General features: G+C 61.6%; 15 protein-coding genes and 3 pseudogenes. 9 read left to right on the forward strand and 9 right to left on the reverse strand.

Annotated features, from left to right (window positions below):
• The 9 genes and pseudogenes from ABNU97_RS04755 to ABNU97_RS04795 form a co-directional block, all read right to left on the reverse strand.
• A pseudogene (locus tag ABNU97_RS04755) lies at window positions 1-115 on the reverse strand (transposase); the annotation flags it as partial.
• Between the two features lie 66 nt (window positions 116-181).
• Window positions 182-292: pseudogene (locus ABNU97_RS04760) on the reverse strand (transposase); the annotation flags it as partial.
• A 61-nt stretch (window positions 293-353) separates the two neighbouring features.
• Complete coding sequence (locus ABNU97_RS04765) at window positions 354-551, reverse strand: DUF6429 family protein (RefSeq protein ID WP_348765606.1); 198 nt, start codon at window positions 549-551, stop codon at window positions 354-356.
• A gap of 386 nt (window positions 552-937) precedes the next feature.
• Window positions 938-3,616 (reverse strand): TrlF family AAA-like ATPase, encoded by a 2,679-nt coding sequence (locus ABNU97_RS04770; protein WP_348765607.1) that lies wholly within the window; start codon window positions 3,614-3,616, stop codon window positions 938-940.
• A 214-nt stretch (window positions 3,617-3,830) separates the two neighbouring features.
• A pseudogene (locus ABNU97_RS04775) lies at window positions 3,831-4,154 on the reverse strand (dihydroxy-acid dehydratase); the annotation flags it as partial.
• A 213-nt stretch (window positions 4,155-4,367) separates the two neighbouring features.
• Window positions 4,368-4,622 carry a hypothetical protein gene (locus tag ABNU97_RS04780; RefSeq protein WP_348765608.1) on the reverse strand — a complete coding sequence of 85 codons (255 nt, stop codon included), beginning with the start codon at window positions 4,620-4,622 and terminating at the stop codon, window positions 4,368-4,370.
• A gap of 95 nt (window positions 4,623-4,717) precedes the next feature.
• On the reverse strand, window positions 4,718-5,467 hold the full coding sequence (locus ABNU97_RS04785; RefSeq protein ID WP_348765609.1) for an abortive infection system antitoxin AbiGi family protein: 750 nt from the start codon (window positions 5,465-5,467) through the stop codon (window positions 4,718-4,720).
• A gap of 277 nt (window positions 5,468-5,744) precedes the next feature.
• Window positions 5,745-7,442, reverse strand: coding sequence for a dihydroxy-acid dehydratase (gene ilvD / locus ABNU97_RS04790; protein WP_348765610.1), 1,698 nt, complete (start codon window positions 7,440-7,442; stop codon window positions 5,745-5,747).
• 208 nt (window positions 7,443-7,650) lie between these two features.
• Window positions 7,651-8,286 (reverse strand): peroxiredoxin, encoded by a 636-nt coding sequence (locus ABNU97_RS04795; RefSeq protein WP_348765611.1) that lies wholly within the window; start codon window positions 8,284-8,286, stop codon window positions 7,651-7,653.
• Window positions 8,287-8,443: 157 nt separating this feature from the next.
• On the opposite strand from ABNU97_RS04795, the gene cutA reads away from it, so the two are divergent.
• The 9 genes from cutA (at window position 8,444) to purH (ending at window position 16,548) form a co-directional block, all read left to right on the forward strand.
• A complete protein-coding gene (cutA, locus tag ABNU97_RS04800) occupies window positions 8,444-8,785 on the forward strand; it encodes a divalent-cation tolerance protein CutA (protein WP_348765612.1) in 342 nt (113 codons plus the stop codon).
• 44 nt (window positions 8,786-8,829) lie between these two features.
• Entirely contained in the window at window positions 8,830-10,620 is a 1,791-nt protein-coding gene (gene dsbD, locus ABNU97_RS04805; protein WP_348765613.1) for a protein-disulfide reductase DsbD, read from the forward strand.
• Entirely contained in the window at window positions 10,617-11,162 is a 546-nt protein-coding gene (locus ABNU97_RS04810) for a TlpA disulfide reductase family protein (protein WP_348765614.1), read from the forward strand. Before dsbD ends, ABNU97_RS04810 begins: the two co-directional genes overlap by 4 nt.
• Before the next feature lie 172 nt (window positions 11,163-11,334).
• On the forward strand, window positions 11,335-11,790 hold the full coding sequence (gene aroQ / locus ABNU97_RS04815) for a type II 3-dehydroquinate dehydratase (protein WP_348765615.1): 456 nt from the start codon (window positions 11,335-11,337) through the stop codon (window positions 11,788-11,790).
• Between the two features lie 6 nt (window positions 11,791-11,796).
• Window positions 11,797-12,267 carry an acetyl-CoA carboxylase biotin carboxyl carrier protein gene (gene accB / locus ABNU97_RS04820; RefSeq protein ID WP_348765616.1) on the forward strand — a complete coding sequence of 157 codons (471 nt, stop codon included), beginning with the start codon at window positions 11,797-11,799 and terminating at the stop codon, window positions 12,265-12,267.
• Window positions 12,268-12,277: 10 nt separating this feature from the next.
• Entirely contained in the window at window positions 12,278-13,633 is a 1,356-nt protein-coding gene (accC, locus tag ABNU97_RS04825) for an acetyl-CoA carboxylase biotin carboxylase subunit (RefSeq protein ID WP_348765617.1), read from the forward strand.
• Window positions 13,626-14,525 carry a 50S ribosomal protein L11 methyltransferase gene (prmA, locus tag ABNU97_RS04830; protein ID WP_348765618.1) on the forward strand — a complete coding sequence of 300 codons (900 nt, stop codon included), beginning with the start codon at window positions 13,626-13,628 and terminating at the stop codon, window positions 14,523-14,525. The genes accC and prmA overlap by 8 nt, the downstream gene beginning before the upstream one ends.
• Window positions 14,526-14,608: 83 nt before the next feature.
• Window positions 14,609-14,866, forward strand: coding sequence for a DNA-binding transcriptional regulator Fis (gene fis, locus ABNU97_RS04835; RefSeq protein ID WP_348765619.1), 258 nt, complete (start codon window positions 14,609-14,611; stop codon window positions 14,864-14,866).
• A gap of 89 nt (window positions 14,867-14,955) precedes the next feature.
• Window positions 14,956-16,548 (forward strand): bifunctional phosphoribosylaminoimidazolecarboxamide formyltransferase/IMP cyclohydrolase, encoded by a 1,593-nt coding sequence (gene purH / locus ABNU97_RS04840; protein ID WP_348765620.1) that lies wholly within the window; start codon window positions 14,956-14,958, stop codon window positions 16,546-16,548.
• The last annotated feature ends 51 nt before the right edge of the window (window positions 16,549-16,599 follow it).

Here is a 16,599-nt window from a genome sequence, read left to right on the forward strand (position 1 = left end):
ACTCTAGGTAAAACCGGTAGTCATCATCCGCAAAGAAGCAGGCCTGCCGATTGTTGCCACGCTGAATTACGTGCATCGGCACATCCGGCAATACGACACGAGCTCGACGTGGCACCTCTACTCTCCTAACGAAGTCGCCTACTGAAGATTAGCGGAAAACGTGGTCTGTCCCCTATTACCGTAGGTAAAACCGGTAGTCATCATCCGCAAAGAAGCAGGGCTGCCGATTGTTGCCACGCTGAATTAGGTGCATCGGCACAACCGGCAATACGACACGAGCTCGACGTGGCACCTCTCCTCTCCTGACCGAATCGCCTAGGGAAGATTAGCAGGAAAACGTGGTCTGTCCCCTATTATTCGGCTTCGGCCATACCGTCGTCCGACAAAACCACAGACTTCGCCTCCGTTTTTGGGTTACTAATCAACCCCCGTTCGTGTAGCCGATCGGTCGCTTCCCAGGGAACGCCCTTCCATGCCCGCCTATCGTCATGCAGCGTCAAGTACAGCAACGCGAGAACTGCCGCGTCGATTTTATCGTCATCAGGTTCCATAACCGGAGATGATCGCGTCCGCTCAGCCGGAGCCAAATCGGCTCGAACCAATTCCGAGCGCTTCAAAAGCTGCGGATGAACCGCGCTGGATGTGCCAATGCAAGACCTGCCCCCACGCCCGCTTAGCGCACCTTATATCCGGGGCAGCACATCTACCGCGATGCGATCAATCCAACGTTTTTCGGCCAATAGGCTGAATTAAATATACTGCACCTGGAGCACCGAAAGTACGCTGAGCGGGCTAACGTCCTAACTCGATCATCGCTATACGGCGCGCTGAAAGGCCAAAAACGATCGCTTTATGCACAACGCAAGACCTGACCCCAGCTCCGCGGGTTCAAGAGTTCCGCATACTGTCCCTGGATCGCGCCTGACTGCCCTATCTCCTAGTCAAAACCATACTTTTCCCTGCGTTGGTTGAAGGCGGCTTCGCCACCCTCGAGAATATCTGCCGCTAAGCGCTGGATTTCGGGTAGATCAATCGCCCCCTGTTGCTGCGGAAGTATACGACCCTTGCCCTCTTCAACGCTTAGTATCCCAATCCACTCTGCGTCGCCGAACACCGGGATATTGGCGTTGTGTGTGGCAAAAATGAACTGGCGCGTCAATTTCGCATTACGCAGTTCACTGACGATTCGCTCAGCGATAAAGGCGTTGTCTAGGTTGTCTTCGGGCTGATCCAAGATGAGAGGGTCCTCGTTATCCAGCAACAACAGATGCAAGACGGCGGTACATTGCTGCCCAGTGGAGAGATCGTCGATCGGTCGAAATTTCGCCTCTTGTTCACCGTGGGCGATGTTCAATTCGATCTCATTGAGATCCGGCAGGAGCAGCTCTTCCAGCTCTAGAAGTTTGCGCTCCGGCAGACGACACAGCGCCTCGGAAACCCCCGGCGTTATGCCCCACTCTGATTGCCGCAGGGCCTCTGAGCCGTATCGAATCTGGGCCGCAAGGGCTGCCGGAGAAAAGTCCCCCTCATTTACCCATGCGAGACGCTTGGCACCGACCCCCTCAAGGGCACAAGCAGAGAGAAAATCGAACAGCGGCTGTCGATCACCTTCATTCCTGAGTGTCAACAAAACCTTCTTGTCTAGACGCCGGTTGAGGCGTTTTGCTGATCTCTGCATTGCGGCGGCGCGGTCGCTGGCCGCCTCCGAAAGCTCAAGAAGCAGCAACTTGCGCTTGTCATACAGCTCTTCGATTTGAGCTTGACGGGACTGCAGAACATTTCGCTTCGGCTCGATCTGCTCAATCCTCTGAAGCAAAGCTTGGTACTCGGAGCCAATTTGCCGACCGGTTTTACCTTGGCTGGCCGGGATCTCTTTGAATGCCGCCTCCAACGTCCGCTCTTCCGCCTTTATGGCTTCCTCCAAGTTTTGCTGAAGCGGTGCTATACCCTGGACCGACTGTCGGTACGTCTCCTCCAACTGCGCAATCGCTTCCCGACCCATTACGACCACGGTATCCAGAAGCTGCTTCTGGCGTCGCAGTGTCCCTAAATGGGGCAAACCCTTCAGGGCGGCATCGTCAAGATAGGTGGTATCGGGCAAGCTGTCCTTGAGCCCGTTGATCGCCTCGCTAAACCGATCGAGTTCTTCTGTCCCGCGCTTACTGAGCCGCCTCTCTCGTTCAAGCAGAGGAATGACCTTCAGCTTCTCATCTAGTCCGAGATCCCGAAACTGCCGCGCCTGATCTTGCAACTTGGGCAAGCGCTCCACATCTGCCTCGGTCTCCTCAACCTGTTGCAGCGCCTTGACGATGTCCTCCCGATTCCCCTTCAGACGCTGTCTAATGTCGGCGATAGTCGCTTCATAACTGGACGGTTCCCCCTCCAGAAAGCGCTCCATTAAACGGCTACGAATCGACCGATCACGGGTCATTTCGTAAATCTCGTTCTGGCCGAACAGATCCAGTCCGGACATCAAGTCGTGAGGCTGATGGGGAGAGACGTTTCCCTCTTCATCGAGCACCACTGCCTGTTCGCCATACCGTCGAGTGATACGGAAACGACGGCCATGCATTCCGGCCGAACGAATGACAAGCTCGACCCGCCCGCGCTCGTTACCCAGATTGGCTTTGATGACCGCCTCATGCTGTTTTTGGGCCAACTGACCGAAGGGCTGCAGCTCTAGGGCAAAACGAATACATTCCAGCAGAGTGGACTTGCCAGTACCCCGTCCGCCGATCAGTGCGTTTAGACACTCGGAGAACGCGATATCTACCTCATCTAGATATCCGCCGATGAACCGTATACGTTCGATGGCCGAGGCGTAGTGCTCGGGCTTGTCGGAGTTGAGCCGCACCCGAGACTCCGGATCACTGAAGGCCTGCTTGAATGAGGCAAAGCAGGGCCGGGTCATTTTGATGAGACACGAGGCACCAGGGGCCTTGATCTCCTCCGAACTGGCGACATCAGCGGCGTTAATCGCCGCCATAGGGCGTTCCCGGCGATAGTCTGCATTCTTGTTCAACAAGACTTTGCGATAAAAATCGTCTTGCACGCCCTTGAGATCTTCGATCGGTCCGGGGATCTGGGCGGCACATAAGCCTTTGTGCCTCCAGACATGATTCATTCGGCGTTTGAGGACACCATCGTCGTTCGTGCAGTGTGCCGCAAAAACAAATCCCCCAATTTCGTTGACCGTGTCGATCAACTGAACAGCTGTTAAATTCGTCGGCAACACACCATCTTGCGGGTCAAGCAGATCGAGGCGGCCTAGAACTCTCTCCAGCTCTTGGGACGTTTTCCCTTCATCGAACAAACAAACAAAATGGGTCTTTTCGCTCGATGCGATTTCAAATCCTGGGAAGACTACGATTCCATGTTGGGTGAACAGCTCACGAATCCTGTCCACGGCCGCGACCGACCCGTGATCCGCAAGGCCAATCACTTCGAGCCCCGCTTCAAGCGCTGCATCCAGCAGTTTCCGGTTGTATTCGTCCTCGCTAAGCGCTTGCTGCTGCCCCCGGTGTTTGATGTATGCGGCGGGGTTGACCTGCAGGGCGCATTTGTAAAAACGCGCCTTAGTGTGGGTAGGCGCACTATTGCGTGCGACTTCAGTCATTGGCGGACTCTTTCGGTTTCGTTTCGAGTATGAGGAACATTTCGGCCAGGGCCGTATGTGTGCTTCCGGGGTTAGTCTCGCATCGTGCGCCAGTCCCGCGAGTAGCGGCCGGCACGGAGTTCACAGTTACGCGAATTCCAACCACTGTCAAAACTACACGACACAAAAAAGCCCGCACAAGGCGGGCTTTTCTAAGCCGCTTAAGAGATAGCGGTCACTCGGGCGCCTGATCCGTAACCGCCCCCTTGGAGGCCGTCCCGACCAACCGGGCGTACTTTGCCAACACACCCAGCGTGGCGTTCGGCGGCTTGGGCTGCCAGGCCTTGCGACGCTCGGCCAACTCTTCGTCGCTGACGTGCAGGTGCAGTTTGCGTTCGCGGGCGTCGATAGTGATCGTGTCGCCTTCCTGCACGAGCGCGATGTTGCCGCCAACGGCAGCTTCGGGGGCCACATGGCCAACGACCATGCCGTAGGTGCCGCCGGAGAAACGGCCGTCGGTGATCAGGCCGACTTCTTCGCCCAACCCGCGCCCCACAATCACGCGGATATCCGGGGACAGTATATTTAATTCCTGATCCCGCTAAGCGATCAGCTCGGCTTTCAGCCTTTGCCGCCTATTCCGCAAACTGCCTCCGATTCCTTTCTGCACGCAAAGCTAGGACTAGTAGTTCCATATCCGGATCATCCCAGCGCTTTGGGCGGTCAACTTCAGCGATTCATTAGATATCCGACCGCACTCTAAAAGGAGCGTCTACGCCGGAGGTAGCTTACCTGTGCCGGCGCAGAGATTACATTCTTCACCCTTGTAGATCCCTCTGCCTTCGCAGTCAAAACACAGTTGGTTGTCGCCGATTTCTGACTCTTCTCGCGCCTGAATAGCGTTCTTAGCTGCTTCGTAAGTCTCAAACTCCCCAAGGCTAATTTGGGTATCTCCAAATCCGTACGTCGCGTGAAAGATAGCTTGTACTGTGCCATTGCCGACTTTATCAATTACTGGATTACCCATTATTATTTCCTCTATCTAACGCCTCTTAATGAGGGGCACATTTGGAGTCCAGCCAAAAGGGCGTAACGGAAAATACGTCCCACTCTGTCGCGTTGTTAGAACGCACCCAACTCGGAACCGGAGAATCCTGCTAGCTTTCCAATGATCATTTCCAAGCTCCACATTGGATCGACGAAACTGTATTTGTTTGGCGCGGCAAACTCATCGAGCTCTTCGATAATACCCCTTAGGGCTGGAATACTCCTTTTAGGGCACAATACGATGTAGCGCGGCGGAAGAGAAAAATTTCCAACATGCCGCCATTCTCGCTCCCACCAGAATTCCTTTCGATAGCCCTGCTCACCCGGGCCATCTCCGGTTTGCTGTCTTGTTCCCATTTGTTCCATGAATGGCGATATTTCAAGGATTCCCCGCGAATCGCCACCGGGGTTTTCGATATTTGTTTGTACAAGCGTATTTATCGGGTTCGTCAGCCAATTGTGACCGGGGGTTATATCAAGATACCAAACTGGATTGACGCCTAGTGATCGAGCCTGCCGCCTTGTTATGGCTATGCCATAAGGTGCAAATTGACAAGCTCGCCCCTCAATTGCCGAGGCAAGTAGGTTCACGTTTTCAAGCGGTGTTTCTGTAAAACAGACGGTATTCTGACTTGATGCGTCATCCCCCGCGCTTCGTAGCTTATCCGCGGCCATTCCAAAAGGATTTCTAGCTTCTATTACTTGGCTCCGAAGAATACTCGCCAACGAGTCTTCAGCCGTCAGTTCTTCGGTGTCGGCACGAGTGAGGTGCACCAGAAAAGTGCTGAGGTCCGTACGGCGGGCAAGAATCTCGTTTACGTTCATATACGTTCTAACGCCCATTCGACGACATTTGTAGGCATAGCGCGCGTTCGCTTCGCAACATAGCGCCATTGTCGTCCATTAATAATCAGTGCTTTGCTTGCCGCTTGCGTGTTAGATCGACACTAACGCGTCCGCGAATTACCTACGCTTCAAATATGAGCGGTCAAAAATATCGCGGCACGCGCGTCTATCCCTTAAGAGCAATATCGCACGATCGCTAGCTATAAGAAAACCCGCCTTTCGGCGGGTCTTCTTTTACCGGGATGTTGCGGGCAGATCAATCGTCGCCTTGGTCAGTAACCGCGCCCTTGGAAGCCGTCCCCACCAACCGCGCATACTTCGCCAACACACCCCGCGTGGCATTCGGCGGCTTCGGCTGCCAGGCGTTGCGGCGGTCGGCGAGTTCTTCGTCGCTTACGTGCAGGTGCAGTTTGCGTTCGCGGGCATCGATGGTGATCGTGTCGCCTTCCTGCACCAGCGCGATGTTGCCGCCGACGGCGGCTTCCGGGGCGACGTGGCCGACGACCATGCCGTAGGTGCCGCCGGAGAAGCGGCCGTCCGTGATCAGGCCGACTTCTTCGCCGAGGCCGCGGCCGACAATCGCGGAGGTCGGCGAGAGCATTTCGCGCATGCCGGGGCCGCCTTTGGGGCCTTCGTAGCGGATGACGACGACATCGCCGGACACAATCTTCTCGTCGACGATGGCCTGCATGGCTCCTTCTTCGGAATCGAACACGCGGGCGGGGCCGGTGATGGCCGGGTTCTTGAGGCCGGTGATCTTGGCGACGCCGCCCTCTTCGGCCAGATTGCCCTTCAGGATGGCGAGATGGCCGGACTTATACAGCGCCTCTTCCATCGGCAGGATGACTTTCTGGCTCTTCGGCGGCTGGTCCGGCACGTCGGCCAGGGTTTCGGCCAGCGTTTCCCCGGTGATGGTCAGGCAATCGCCGTGCAGCAGGCCGGCGTTGAGCAGCATCTTGAGCACCTGCGGGATGCCGCCGGCGGCGTGTAGCTGGGTGACCACGAAACGCCCGGAGGGCTTGAGGTCGCAGAACACCGGCACCTTGGCACGGATGCGCTCGAAGTCGTCGATGGTGAGGTTCACGTCCGCAGCCTGGGCGATGGCCAGCAGATGCAGCACGGCGTTGGTGGAGCCGCCCACGGCCATGATCAGCGTGATGGCGTTCTCGAAGGCTTCGAACGTGAGCAGGTCACGCGGCTTGATGTCCTTCTCGATGGCCTGGATCAGCACTTCCGCCGAGCGCGCCGCACTTTCGGCCTTTTCTTCGTCTTCCGCGGCCATGGTGGAGGAATACGGCAGGCTCATGCCCATGGCCTCGAAGGCGCTGGACATGGTGTTGGCGGTAAACATGCCGCCACAGGAACCGGCGCCCGGGCAGGCGTTGCATTCGACGGTCTTGACGCGTTCGTCGTCGATCTTACCGGCCACGCGCTGGCCGACGGCTTCGAACACGGAGACCACGGTGAGGTCTTCACCGAAGGCATGGCCGGGCTTGATGGTGCCGCCATAGACGAAGATGGCCGGCACGTTCATGCGGGCGATGCCGATCATGGCACCCGGCATGTTCTTGTCGCAGCCGCCCAGCGCCATGACGCCGTCCATGGACTCGCCCTGCACGGCGGTTTCGATGACGTCGGCGATGACTTCGCGCGACACCAGCGAATACTTCATGCCCGGCGTGCCCATGGAGATGCCGTCGGACACGGTGACGGTGCCGAACATCTGGGACTTGGCGCCGCCGGCTTCCAATGCGCCTTCGGCACGTTTGGCCAGATCGTTCAGGCCCATGTTGCAGGGCGTGATGGTCGAGTAGCCGTTGGCGATGCCGACGATGGGCTTGTTGAAGTCTTCGTCGGTATAGCCCATGGCGCGCAGCATGGCGCGGTTGGGCGCACGCGAGGTGCCCTGGGTGACGACGTGACTGCGGCGCTGTTTCGGCGTGTCCTCGGCCATGATGTGTTCTCGTTGTGGGTCGAAAAAAGGTTGTGTGCTGGATCGGGGCGGGCATGGCTGGCGCGCTCGCTGGCATCGCGGCCCGGTCGGCGGCGCGCGGGCCCTGCCCGGTTATCAAGCCGCGTAGTATGCCGCGACCCGTGCAGTACACACAAAAAAGGCGCGGCCTGAAAAGACCGCGCCTTCTTACTTACTTGCCGAAACAGGCTTACTTGTTCGGCTGCTTGGTCATGCGCAGGTAGGGCTTGAGCTCGTTCCAGCCGGCCGGGAACAGTTTCTTGGCGTCCTCGTTCGACAGCGCGGGCGAGACGATGACGTCGTCGCCGTCCTGCCAGTTCGCGGGCGTGGTGACCTTGTAGTTGTCGGTCAGCTGCAGCGAATCGATCACGCGCAGGATTTCGTCGAAATTACGGCCGGCGCTCTTCGGGTAGGTGAGCGTCATGCGGATCTTCTTGTTCGGGTCGATGATGAACACCGAGCGCACCGTCGACGTGTCGCCCTCGTTGGGGTGAATCATGTCGTAGAGCTCGGCGACCTTGCGGTCGGTATCGCCGATGATCGGGAAATTGACCGCATTGCCCTGGGTTTCCTGGATGTCGTTGGCCCAGGCCTTGTGGTCTTCCACCGAATCCACGGACACCACGATCGCTTTCACGTTGCGCTTGGCAAAGCGTTCGGTCAGGCCGCCCACGGCGCCCAGCTCGGTGGTGCAGACCGGCGTGAAGTCGGCCGGATGCGACATGAGCATGCCCCAGCTGTCGCCGAGCCATTCGTGAAAATTGATTTCGCCTTCGGTCGTGTCGGCGTTGAAATCAGGTGCGGTATCGCCCAATCGCAAACTCATATCCCTTACTCCATGAATTGTTGTGCCGCGACTATAACAGTGCCATTTCGCGCCACTAAATAACTTTCACTTCGTCTTTTATTCTGGGGCCGGCTGGGCGCGGGACAAGAGCGGCGTGTGATCGCGCATTGCGCCGCAAACTTCTAGAATGCGGGCGATGAACGACACCCGAAACTCCGCCGACGCCCGCATGGTCTATGTGACCTGCCCGGATATCGAAACCGCCCGCCGCATCGCCAGCGCCGTGGTCGAGCATTTCGAAGCCGCCTGCGTGAATATCGTGCCGGGGCTGGAATCGGTCTATCGCTGGCAGGGCAAGATCGAAATCGACAGCGAGCTGTTGTTGCTCATCAAAACCCGCGCCGAACAGGTGCCGGCACTCCAGGCGCGCGTGACCGCCCTGCACCCGGACGACGTGCCGGAAATGGTCGCGGTGCCCATTATCGAGGGCTCGGCAGCCTATCTCGACTGGCTCGACGAGCAGACCCGGCCACTGTGAACGCCGTCGCAAATAAAGCCCGGCCAGCGTGTCGGCGCTGGCTTGTGCTGAGTCTGACGCTCTGGCTGCTCGCCCTGACCAGCCTCACCGCGTCGGCCGCGAACGACTTCCTGCCGGTGGACGAGGCCTTTGCGCCCAGCGCTGCCCGCACCGAGGACGGCGACATCGCCGTGACCTGGCAGGTCGCCGACGCCTATTACCTGTATCGCCACGCCTTCGACTTCGAGCTCGTCGACGCCGGCGCCTCGAACCTGGGCGATGCCCGCATACCCGCTGGCGAAAAACATACCGACGAGTTCTTCGGCCCGGTCGAAACCTATCGCGACAGCGTGCGCGCGGTGTTGCCGATCGCGGACGATACGCCGCTCGCCGACGACGCGCGTATTCGTGTGACCTATCAGGGCTGTGCGGATGCCGGGCTGTGCTATCCGCCGCAGACGAAAACGCTCACGATCGATGCGGCCCCGGCCGGCGACACGTCGCCGGCAAACGAAACCGCCGCGGGCGACAGCGACAACGGCTTTCTCACCCAGCAGGACGATCTGGCTGGCCGGCTCGCTGGCGCCGGCACGCTGCCCACCCTGGGGCTGTTCTTCCTGTTCGGCCTGCTGCTGGCGTTCACGCCCTGTATTCTGCCGATGATCCCGATCCTGTCGGGGCTGATCGTCGGCGCCCAGGCCACGCCGGCCCGGGCCTTCACGCTGTCGCTGGCCTATGTGCTCGCCATGGCCGCGGCCTATACCGTATTCGGCGTCATCGCCGGCTATTTCGGCGCCAACCTGCAGGCCGCGCTGCAGATGCCGGTGGTACTCATTCCCTTTGCCGTGGTGTTCGTGCTGCTTGCGCTGGCGGCCTTCGGCCTGTTCCAGCTGCAGATGCCGGCACCGATCCGCCAGCGTGCCAGCGCCATCGGCGCCCGCCGTGGCGGCATCGCCGGCGCATCGCTGATGGGCTTTTTCTCGGCGCTGATCGCCGGCCCCTGTCTCGCGCCGCCACTGGTGGGCGCGCTGCTATATATTTCCAGCAGCGGCGACATGCTCCTCGGCGGTGCCGCGCTGTTCATGCTGGGTCTGGGCATGGGCGTGCCCCTGATCGCCATCGGCGTTTTCGGCGCCCGGCTCATGCCCCATGCCGGCGCCTGGATGAAGGAAGTGCAGGTTCTGTCCGGCGTGATTCTGCTGGCCGTCGCACTCTGGCTGCTCACCCGTATTCTGCCCAACGCGGTCAGCCTGGCCGGCTGGGCTGCGCTGGCGCTGGCCTATGGCAGCTATCTCTCCACGCTGGACCCGCCAGCGCGTGCCGGCCGGGCCATTCTGCGTGCCCTGGTATTCCTGCTGTTCGTCTATGCCGGGGCCGCCACGCTGGGGGTGCTGGCCGGGGCAAGCAATGCCACCGCCCTGCGCCCGCTCGCACCGCTGACGGCTGGCCCGAGCGCTGCGCGCACCGACGCGCCGCAGGCGACAGATTCGCCCTTCACCCGCGTCGCCGATCTCGATCAGCTCCAGGCAGCGCTCGCCAACGCCCGCGAAAACGGTCGTGCCGCGGTGGTGGACTTCTATGCCGACTGGTGCGTGGAATGCGTACAGATGGAGCACGGCCTGTTCGCCGAATCGGAGGTACGCGAAGCGCTTTCCAACGTCGTCGCCCTGCAGGTGGACGTTACCGATTACGACAGCGCCGACCGCGCACTCATGCGCGAACTGGACGTATTCGGCCCGCCGACGGTGCTGTTCTACCGCCCCGACGGCAGCGAAGCCGCCGACCAGCGCCTGATCGGCACCATCGACCCGGCCGGGTTCATCAACCGTCTGAACCGTCTGGAGCGTTCGCCATGACTCGCCGTAAGGCCAATATCCTCGGGCTCCTCGTGCTGGTCGCCGTTGCCGCCGCGGCGGGCCTGCTTTACTGGTACAGCGCCGAGGACACGCCATACCGTGCCGATTTCACGCTCGTCGATCTCGAGGGCCAACCGCATGCCATGGCCGACTACGACGGCAAGGTGGTAGTGCTCAACTTCTGGGCGAGCTGGTGCAAACCCTGCCGCGAAGAAGTGCCCATGCTCATCGACGCCCAGCGCGAATACGGCGACCGGGGCCTTCAGATTCTGGGTATTGCCGTCGATACAGCCGAGGCCGCGGGCGAATTCGCCAAGCGCTACGATATCAATTATCCGGTGCTGGCCGACGCCACCGAAGGCGCGCGTATTCAGGATCGCTATACCGCGACCGATGCGCCGGCCGGCGTACTGCCGTTCACGGCCATCGTCGATCGAGACGGACACGTGGTCGCCCGTATAGCGGGTGCGCTGGATCATGCGCGATTGTCCGATATCGTGCAGCCATTGCTCGAAAAAGGGGCATCTGCCACCAAAGACTGAGTCCAGGGCACAAACGCCGCCGAACGGCCGCAACGATGCGGCCCGGCTGGGGTGAACGTCGCCGAATTACCGACAATACGGCAGCGAACGGTCGCGAAAATCCTTTCTTTTCGGTTGTAACGCCGATTCCCTTGGGGCAGACTCCAGCCATCGCCATACTAGGACGGCCTGCGTGGCTCATTTTCTGCTGCTCAACGGACCCAACCTGAACCTGCTCGGCACCCGCGAGCCGGACGTCTATGGCCACGACACGCTCGCCGATATCGAGCAGCAGCTGGCCGCCCGCGCCAGCGAGCACGGCCACAGCCTGGCCTGCTACCAGTCCAACCACGAAGGCGAACTGATCGATCGCATTCACGCCGCACGCGACGAGAACGTTGCCTGCGTGCTGTTCAACCCCGGCGCGTTCACGCATACGAGCATTGCTCTGCGCGACGCGCTGCTGGGCACGCAGCTGGCCTGTATCGAAATCCATCTGTCCAATACCGCGCAACGCGAAGCGTTTCGCCACCATTCCTATATCGCCGATATCGCAATCGGCACCATCACCGGTTTTGGCGCGCACGGCTACAGCCTGGCCCTGGATGCCGCAATGGCGCGCGCCGCCGAGACCACCGAGGAGAAATAGCACCCCATGGATATCCGCAAGCTGAAAAAGCTCATCGAGCTGGTCGAGGATTCGGGCATCGCCGAACTCGAAATCACCGAAGGCGAAGAATCGGTCCGTATCGGCCGCTATCCGGCGCCGGGCAGCGTGCCGGCTGCCCCGCCCCAGCCGGCCACACCGGCAGCGCCGGCGCCCGCGCCGGCCGCCGCAGCCGGCGGTGGCAACGACGCCAGCGCAGCCGAGGAAGAAGACGATACGCCGGAAGGCCATATCGTGCGCTCGCCGATGGTCGGCACCTTCTATCGCGCGCCGGCGCCGGACGCCAAGCCGTTCGTCGACGTGGGTGATCGTATCGGGCCCAGCGACACGCTGTGCATCATCGAAGCCATGAAGATGCTCAACCAGATCGAAGCGGAAGTCTCGGGCGAGGTCAGCGCCGTGCTGGTAGAAAACGGCCAGCCGGTCGAGTTCGATCAGCCGCTGTTCGTCGTCAAATAAGGGGGCGCCCATGTTAGGCAAAGTCCTCATCGCCAACCGCGGCGAGATCGCGCTGCGTATTCTGCGCGCCTGTCGCGAGCTCGACGTGCCTGTAGTTGCGGCGTATTCCACTGCCGACCGCGAACAAAAGCATGTGCTGCTCGCCGAAGAAGCCGTGTGTATCGGCCCGGCCGAAAGCGCCAAGAGCTACCTGAACATGGCCGCGCTCATGAGCACGGCCGAAGTGGCCGGCGCGAGCGCGATTCATCCCGGCTACGGCTTTCTGTCCGAAAACGCGGATTTCGCGGAAAGCGTGGAACAGTCCGGCTTCACCTTCATCGGCCCGCGTGCCGAAACCATCCGCCTGATGGGCGACAAGACCTCGGCCATTCAGGAAATGCAGGCCGCGGGCGTGCCCTGCGTGCCCGGCTCCGGCGCGCCGCTGACCGCCGACGATGCCGCCAACCGCAAGCTGGCCCAGAAGATCGGCTTTCCGGTCATCATCAAGGCCGCCGGCGGCGGCGGCGGGCGCGGCATGCACGTGGTCTACGAGGCCAAGGCCCTGGCCGGCGCCATCGATATGGCCCGCCGCGAAGCCGCGAGCTTTTTCGGCAACCCGGCCGTCTACATGGAAAAGTATCTCGAGTTGCCGCGGCATATCGAGGTGCAGGTACTGGCCGACAATCACGGCAACGCCATCCACCTGGGCGAGCGCGACTGCTCGCCGCAGCGCCGCCACCAGAAGGTGGTCGAAGAAGCGCCCGCGCCGGGTATTACTCCGGAAGAGCGGGCACATATCGGCAAGCTGTGCGTAGATGCCTGCAAGCGAATCGGCTATCGCGGTGCCGGCACGTTCGAGTTCCTGTACGAAAACGGCGAGTTCCATTTCATCGAAATGAACACCCGTATTCAGGTCGAGCATCCGGTGACCGAGATGATCACCGGCGTGGACCTGGTCGCCGAGCAGCTGCGTATCGCGGCCGGCCATGAGCTGCGCTACAAGCAGGAAGACATCGTGCTGCGCGGGCATGCCATCGAATGCCGCATCAACGCCGAGCACGCAGAAACCTTCGTGCCGTCGCCGGGCAAGATCCAGGCCTACCACGCACCCGGCGGCCCCGGTATTCGCATGGATTCGCATATCTATGCCGGCTACAGCATCCCGCCCTACTACGACTCCCTCATCGGCAAGCTGATTGCCCACGGCGATACCCGCGAAGCCGCGGCCGCGCGTCTGGACATGGCGCTCTCTGAAATGGTGGTCGAGGGCATCAACACCAATATCGCCCTGCACAAGCGCATCATCCACGACCCGGCACACATCGCGGGCGGCGTGTCGATCCACTGGCTGGAGAAGAAGCTCAAGGAAGAAAGCGGCCGTGGCTGAAGCGCGTGGCCCGGTAGCCTGGCTGCAGATCACGGTAGAAACGCCGCGCGCGGCGCTGGCCGAAGCGGTGTTCGAAAGCTTCGACGCCGAGGCCGTCACCGTTCTGGACGCCGGCGACGACATCACCGTGGAAAACACGCCCAACGAACAGCCGGCCTTTGCCGATTCGCGCATCACCGGCCTGTTCACCGACGGCACGCTGGCCGAGCCGATCGAGGCCGCGCTGCGCGAGGCCCTGGGCGACGCGGCGACCATCCGCAGCGACCGGCTGGAAAATCAGGACTGGGCCAGCGCCTGGCTGGCCCAGCATCCGCCGATCCGCTTTGGCGAACGGCTCTGGATCGCGCCCCACAACGCGCCGGTCGAGGCTGACGACGATGCCATCATTGTGCGCCTGGATCCGGGCCTGGCATTCGGTACCGGCACCCACCCGACCACGGCCCTGTGCCTGGCATGGCTGGCCGAAGCCGACCTCGCCGGCAGGCATGTGCTCGACTACGGCTGCGGCTCGGGCATTCTCGCGGTGGCCGCGGCCCGCCTGGGTGCGGCTTCGGTCACGGCCGTGGATATCGACGAGCAGGCATTGCGGGCGACGCAGGAAAACGCCGAACGCAACGGCGTACTCGAACGCATCCATACCCCGGCGCTCGACGGCATCGGCGAGCGCTGCTTCGATATCGTGCTGGCCAATATCTTGGCCAAGCCGCTTATCGCCCTCGCGCCCACGCTTACTGCGCATGCTGCCCCCGGGGCACCGCTGGTGTTGTCCGGACTGCTCACACGCCAGATCGAAGAGGTCAGGAACGCCTACGATCGCGCATTCGAGTTCGCCGAGCCGGCCGTGGAAGAGGACTGGGTGCGCCTGAACGGCTGGCGCCACGGGGCTGGATAACGAATAGCCGAAAGTCGTCTTTCTCTGGGCGGTAAATGCCGTTATAGTTTTGCGCCTTGTCCCTGCCAGTGCGCCCGTTTCGAATGCCGAAGACCGACTCCGACGCTGCCCAGCCGCTCAGTCACTATGTCGGCGCCAGTCTCGATCGTTATTTCGAATCGCTCAACGGCTGCGCGCCGCCGCGCGACCTGTATCAGATGGTGCTCGAACAGGTCGAGAAGCCGCTGCTCGAGCGCGTGCTCGACTACAGCCAGGGCAACCAGTCGCGGGCCGCGGAAATGCTGGGCATCAATCGCGGCACCCTGCGCAAGAAGCTGCGCAACTACGCCCTCGATCGCTAGGCCGTCGCACAACGGCATGAACGCTACCACCCGCATCGCGGGTGTTTTTATTTGAACCGAAACAATCCGTTTAACGGACAAAGGCCAACGTGACCGCAACCGAACACGCCCCCATCCGCCGCGCCCTGATCAGTGTTTCCGACAAGACCGGCGTAGCCGCCTTCGCCAAGAGGCTGGCCGCCGAGCACGGCGTCGAAATCCTGTCCACCGGCGGTACCGCGCGGGTGTTGCGCGAAGCCGGCGTGGACGTGGTCGATGTCGCTGCCCACACCGGCGCGCCGGAGATCATGGACGGGCGCGTGAAAACGCTGCACCCGAAGATCCATGGCGGCATCCTCGGGCGTCGCGGTCAGGACGACGCGGTGATGGCCGAGCAGGACATCGCGCCTATCGACCTGGTGGTGGTCAATCTCTATCCCTTCGAACAGACCGTGGCCGACCCGAACTGCCCGCGCGATCAGGCGATCGAAACCATCGATATCGGCGGCCCGGCGATGCTGCGCGCGGCGGCCAAGAACCACGCCTATGTCACCCTCGTGGTCGACGCCGCCGACTACGACGCCGTGCTGGACGACCTGGGCGCCCACGGCGGCACGAGCACGGCCACGCGTCGCCGTCTGGCTGCCAAGGGCTTCAACCATACCGCCGGCTACGACCGGGCCATCGCCGAGTATCTGCAGGGCGACGACAGCACCCCGGACAGCGAAGCCGAAGACGTTCTGCCGGCACGCTTTGCGGCAACCTATACCAAACGCCAGGATCTGCGCTACGGCGAGAACCCGCACCAGCGCGCCGCGCTCTATGCGGCGTCCACGCCGGTGGCCGCGAGCCTCGTCGATGCGCGCGTATGCCAGGGCAAGGCGCTGTCGTACAACAATCTGGCCGATTCGGACGCGGCCCTGGCCTGCGTACGCGCCTTCGATCAGGCGCCCGCCTGTGTGATCGTCAAGCACGCCAACCCCTGCGGCGTGGCCGTTGGCCCCGACCTGAAGACGGCTTACGAGCGCGCCTTCGCGACGGACCCCACCTCGGCCTTCGGCGGCATCATCGCCTTCAACGAAGCGCTGGACGTCGATACGGCGAACCAGATTCTGGCCAACCAGTTTGCCGAGGTGATCCTTGCGCCGCGTATCGACGATGCTGCGCTGGACGCCTTTTCCAAGAAAAAGAACCTGCGCGTGATCGCCACCGGCGATTTCAACGCCAGCGACGCGCCGAAGCTGGCCATGCGCCAGATCGCAGGCGGCCTGCTGGTACAGGACGCCGACGCCCTGCTGTTCGACCGCGACAAGCTGGACGTGGTGACCAAGGCTCAGCCGGACGGCACCCAGCTGCAGGACCTGCTGTTTGCCTGGCGGGTGGCCAAGTACGTGAAATCCAACGCCATCGTCTATGCCCGCGACGGACGCACGATCGGCGTGGGCGCGGGCCAGATGAGCCGCGTGGATTCGGCCCGTATCGCCGGTATCAAGGCCCGCGATGCCGGCCTGGACGTGGCCGGCTCGGTGATGGCATCGGATGCATTCTTCCCGTTTCGCGACGGCCTGGACGCGGCGGCCGAAGCCGGCGTCAAGGCCGTGATCCAGCCCGGCGGCTCGATTCGCGACGACGAAGTGATCGCGGCCGCCGACGAAGCCGGCATTGCGATGCTGTTCACCGGCATTCGCCACTTCCACCATTAGGGTCGTGGCCGGCTCGGAATAACACCCGATTCGGCTGCGCTGGATCGAGCG

Source organism: uncultured Salinisphaera sp. (assembly GCF_964012375.1).
Classification (GTDB): domain Bacteria; phylum Pseudomonadota; class Gammaproteobacteria; order Nevskiales; family Salinisphaeraceae; genus Salinisphaera.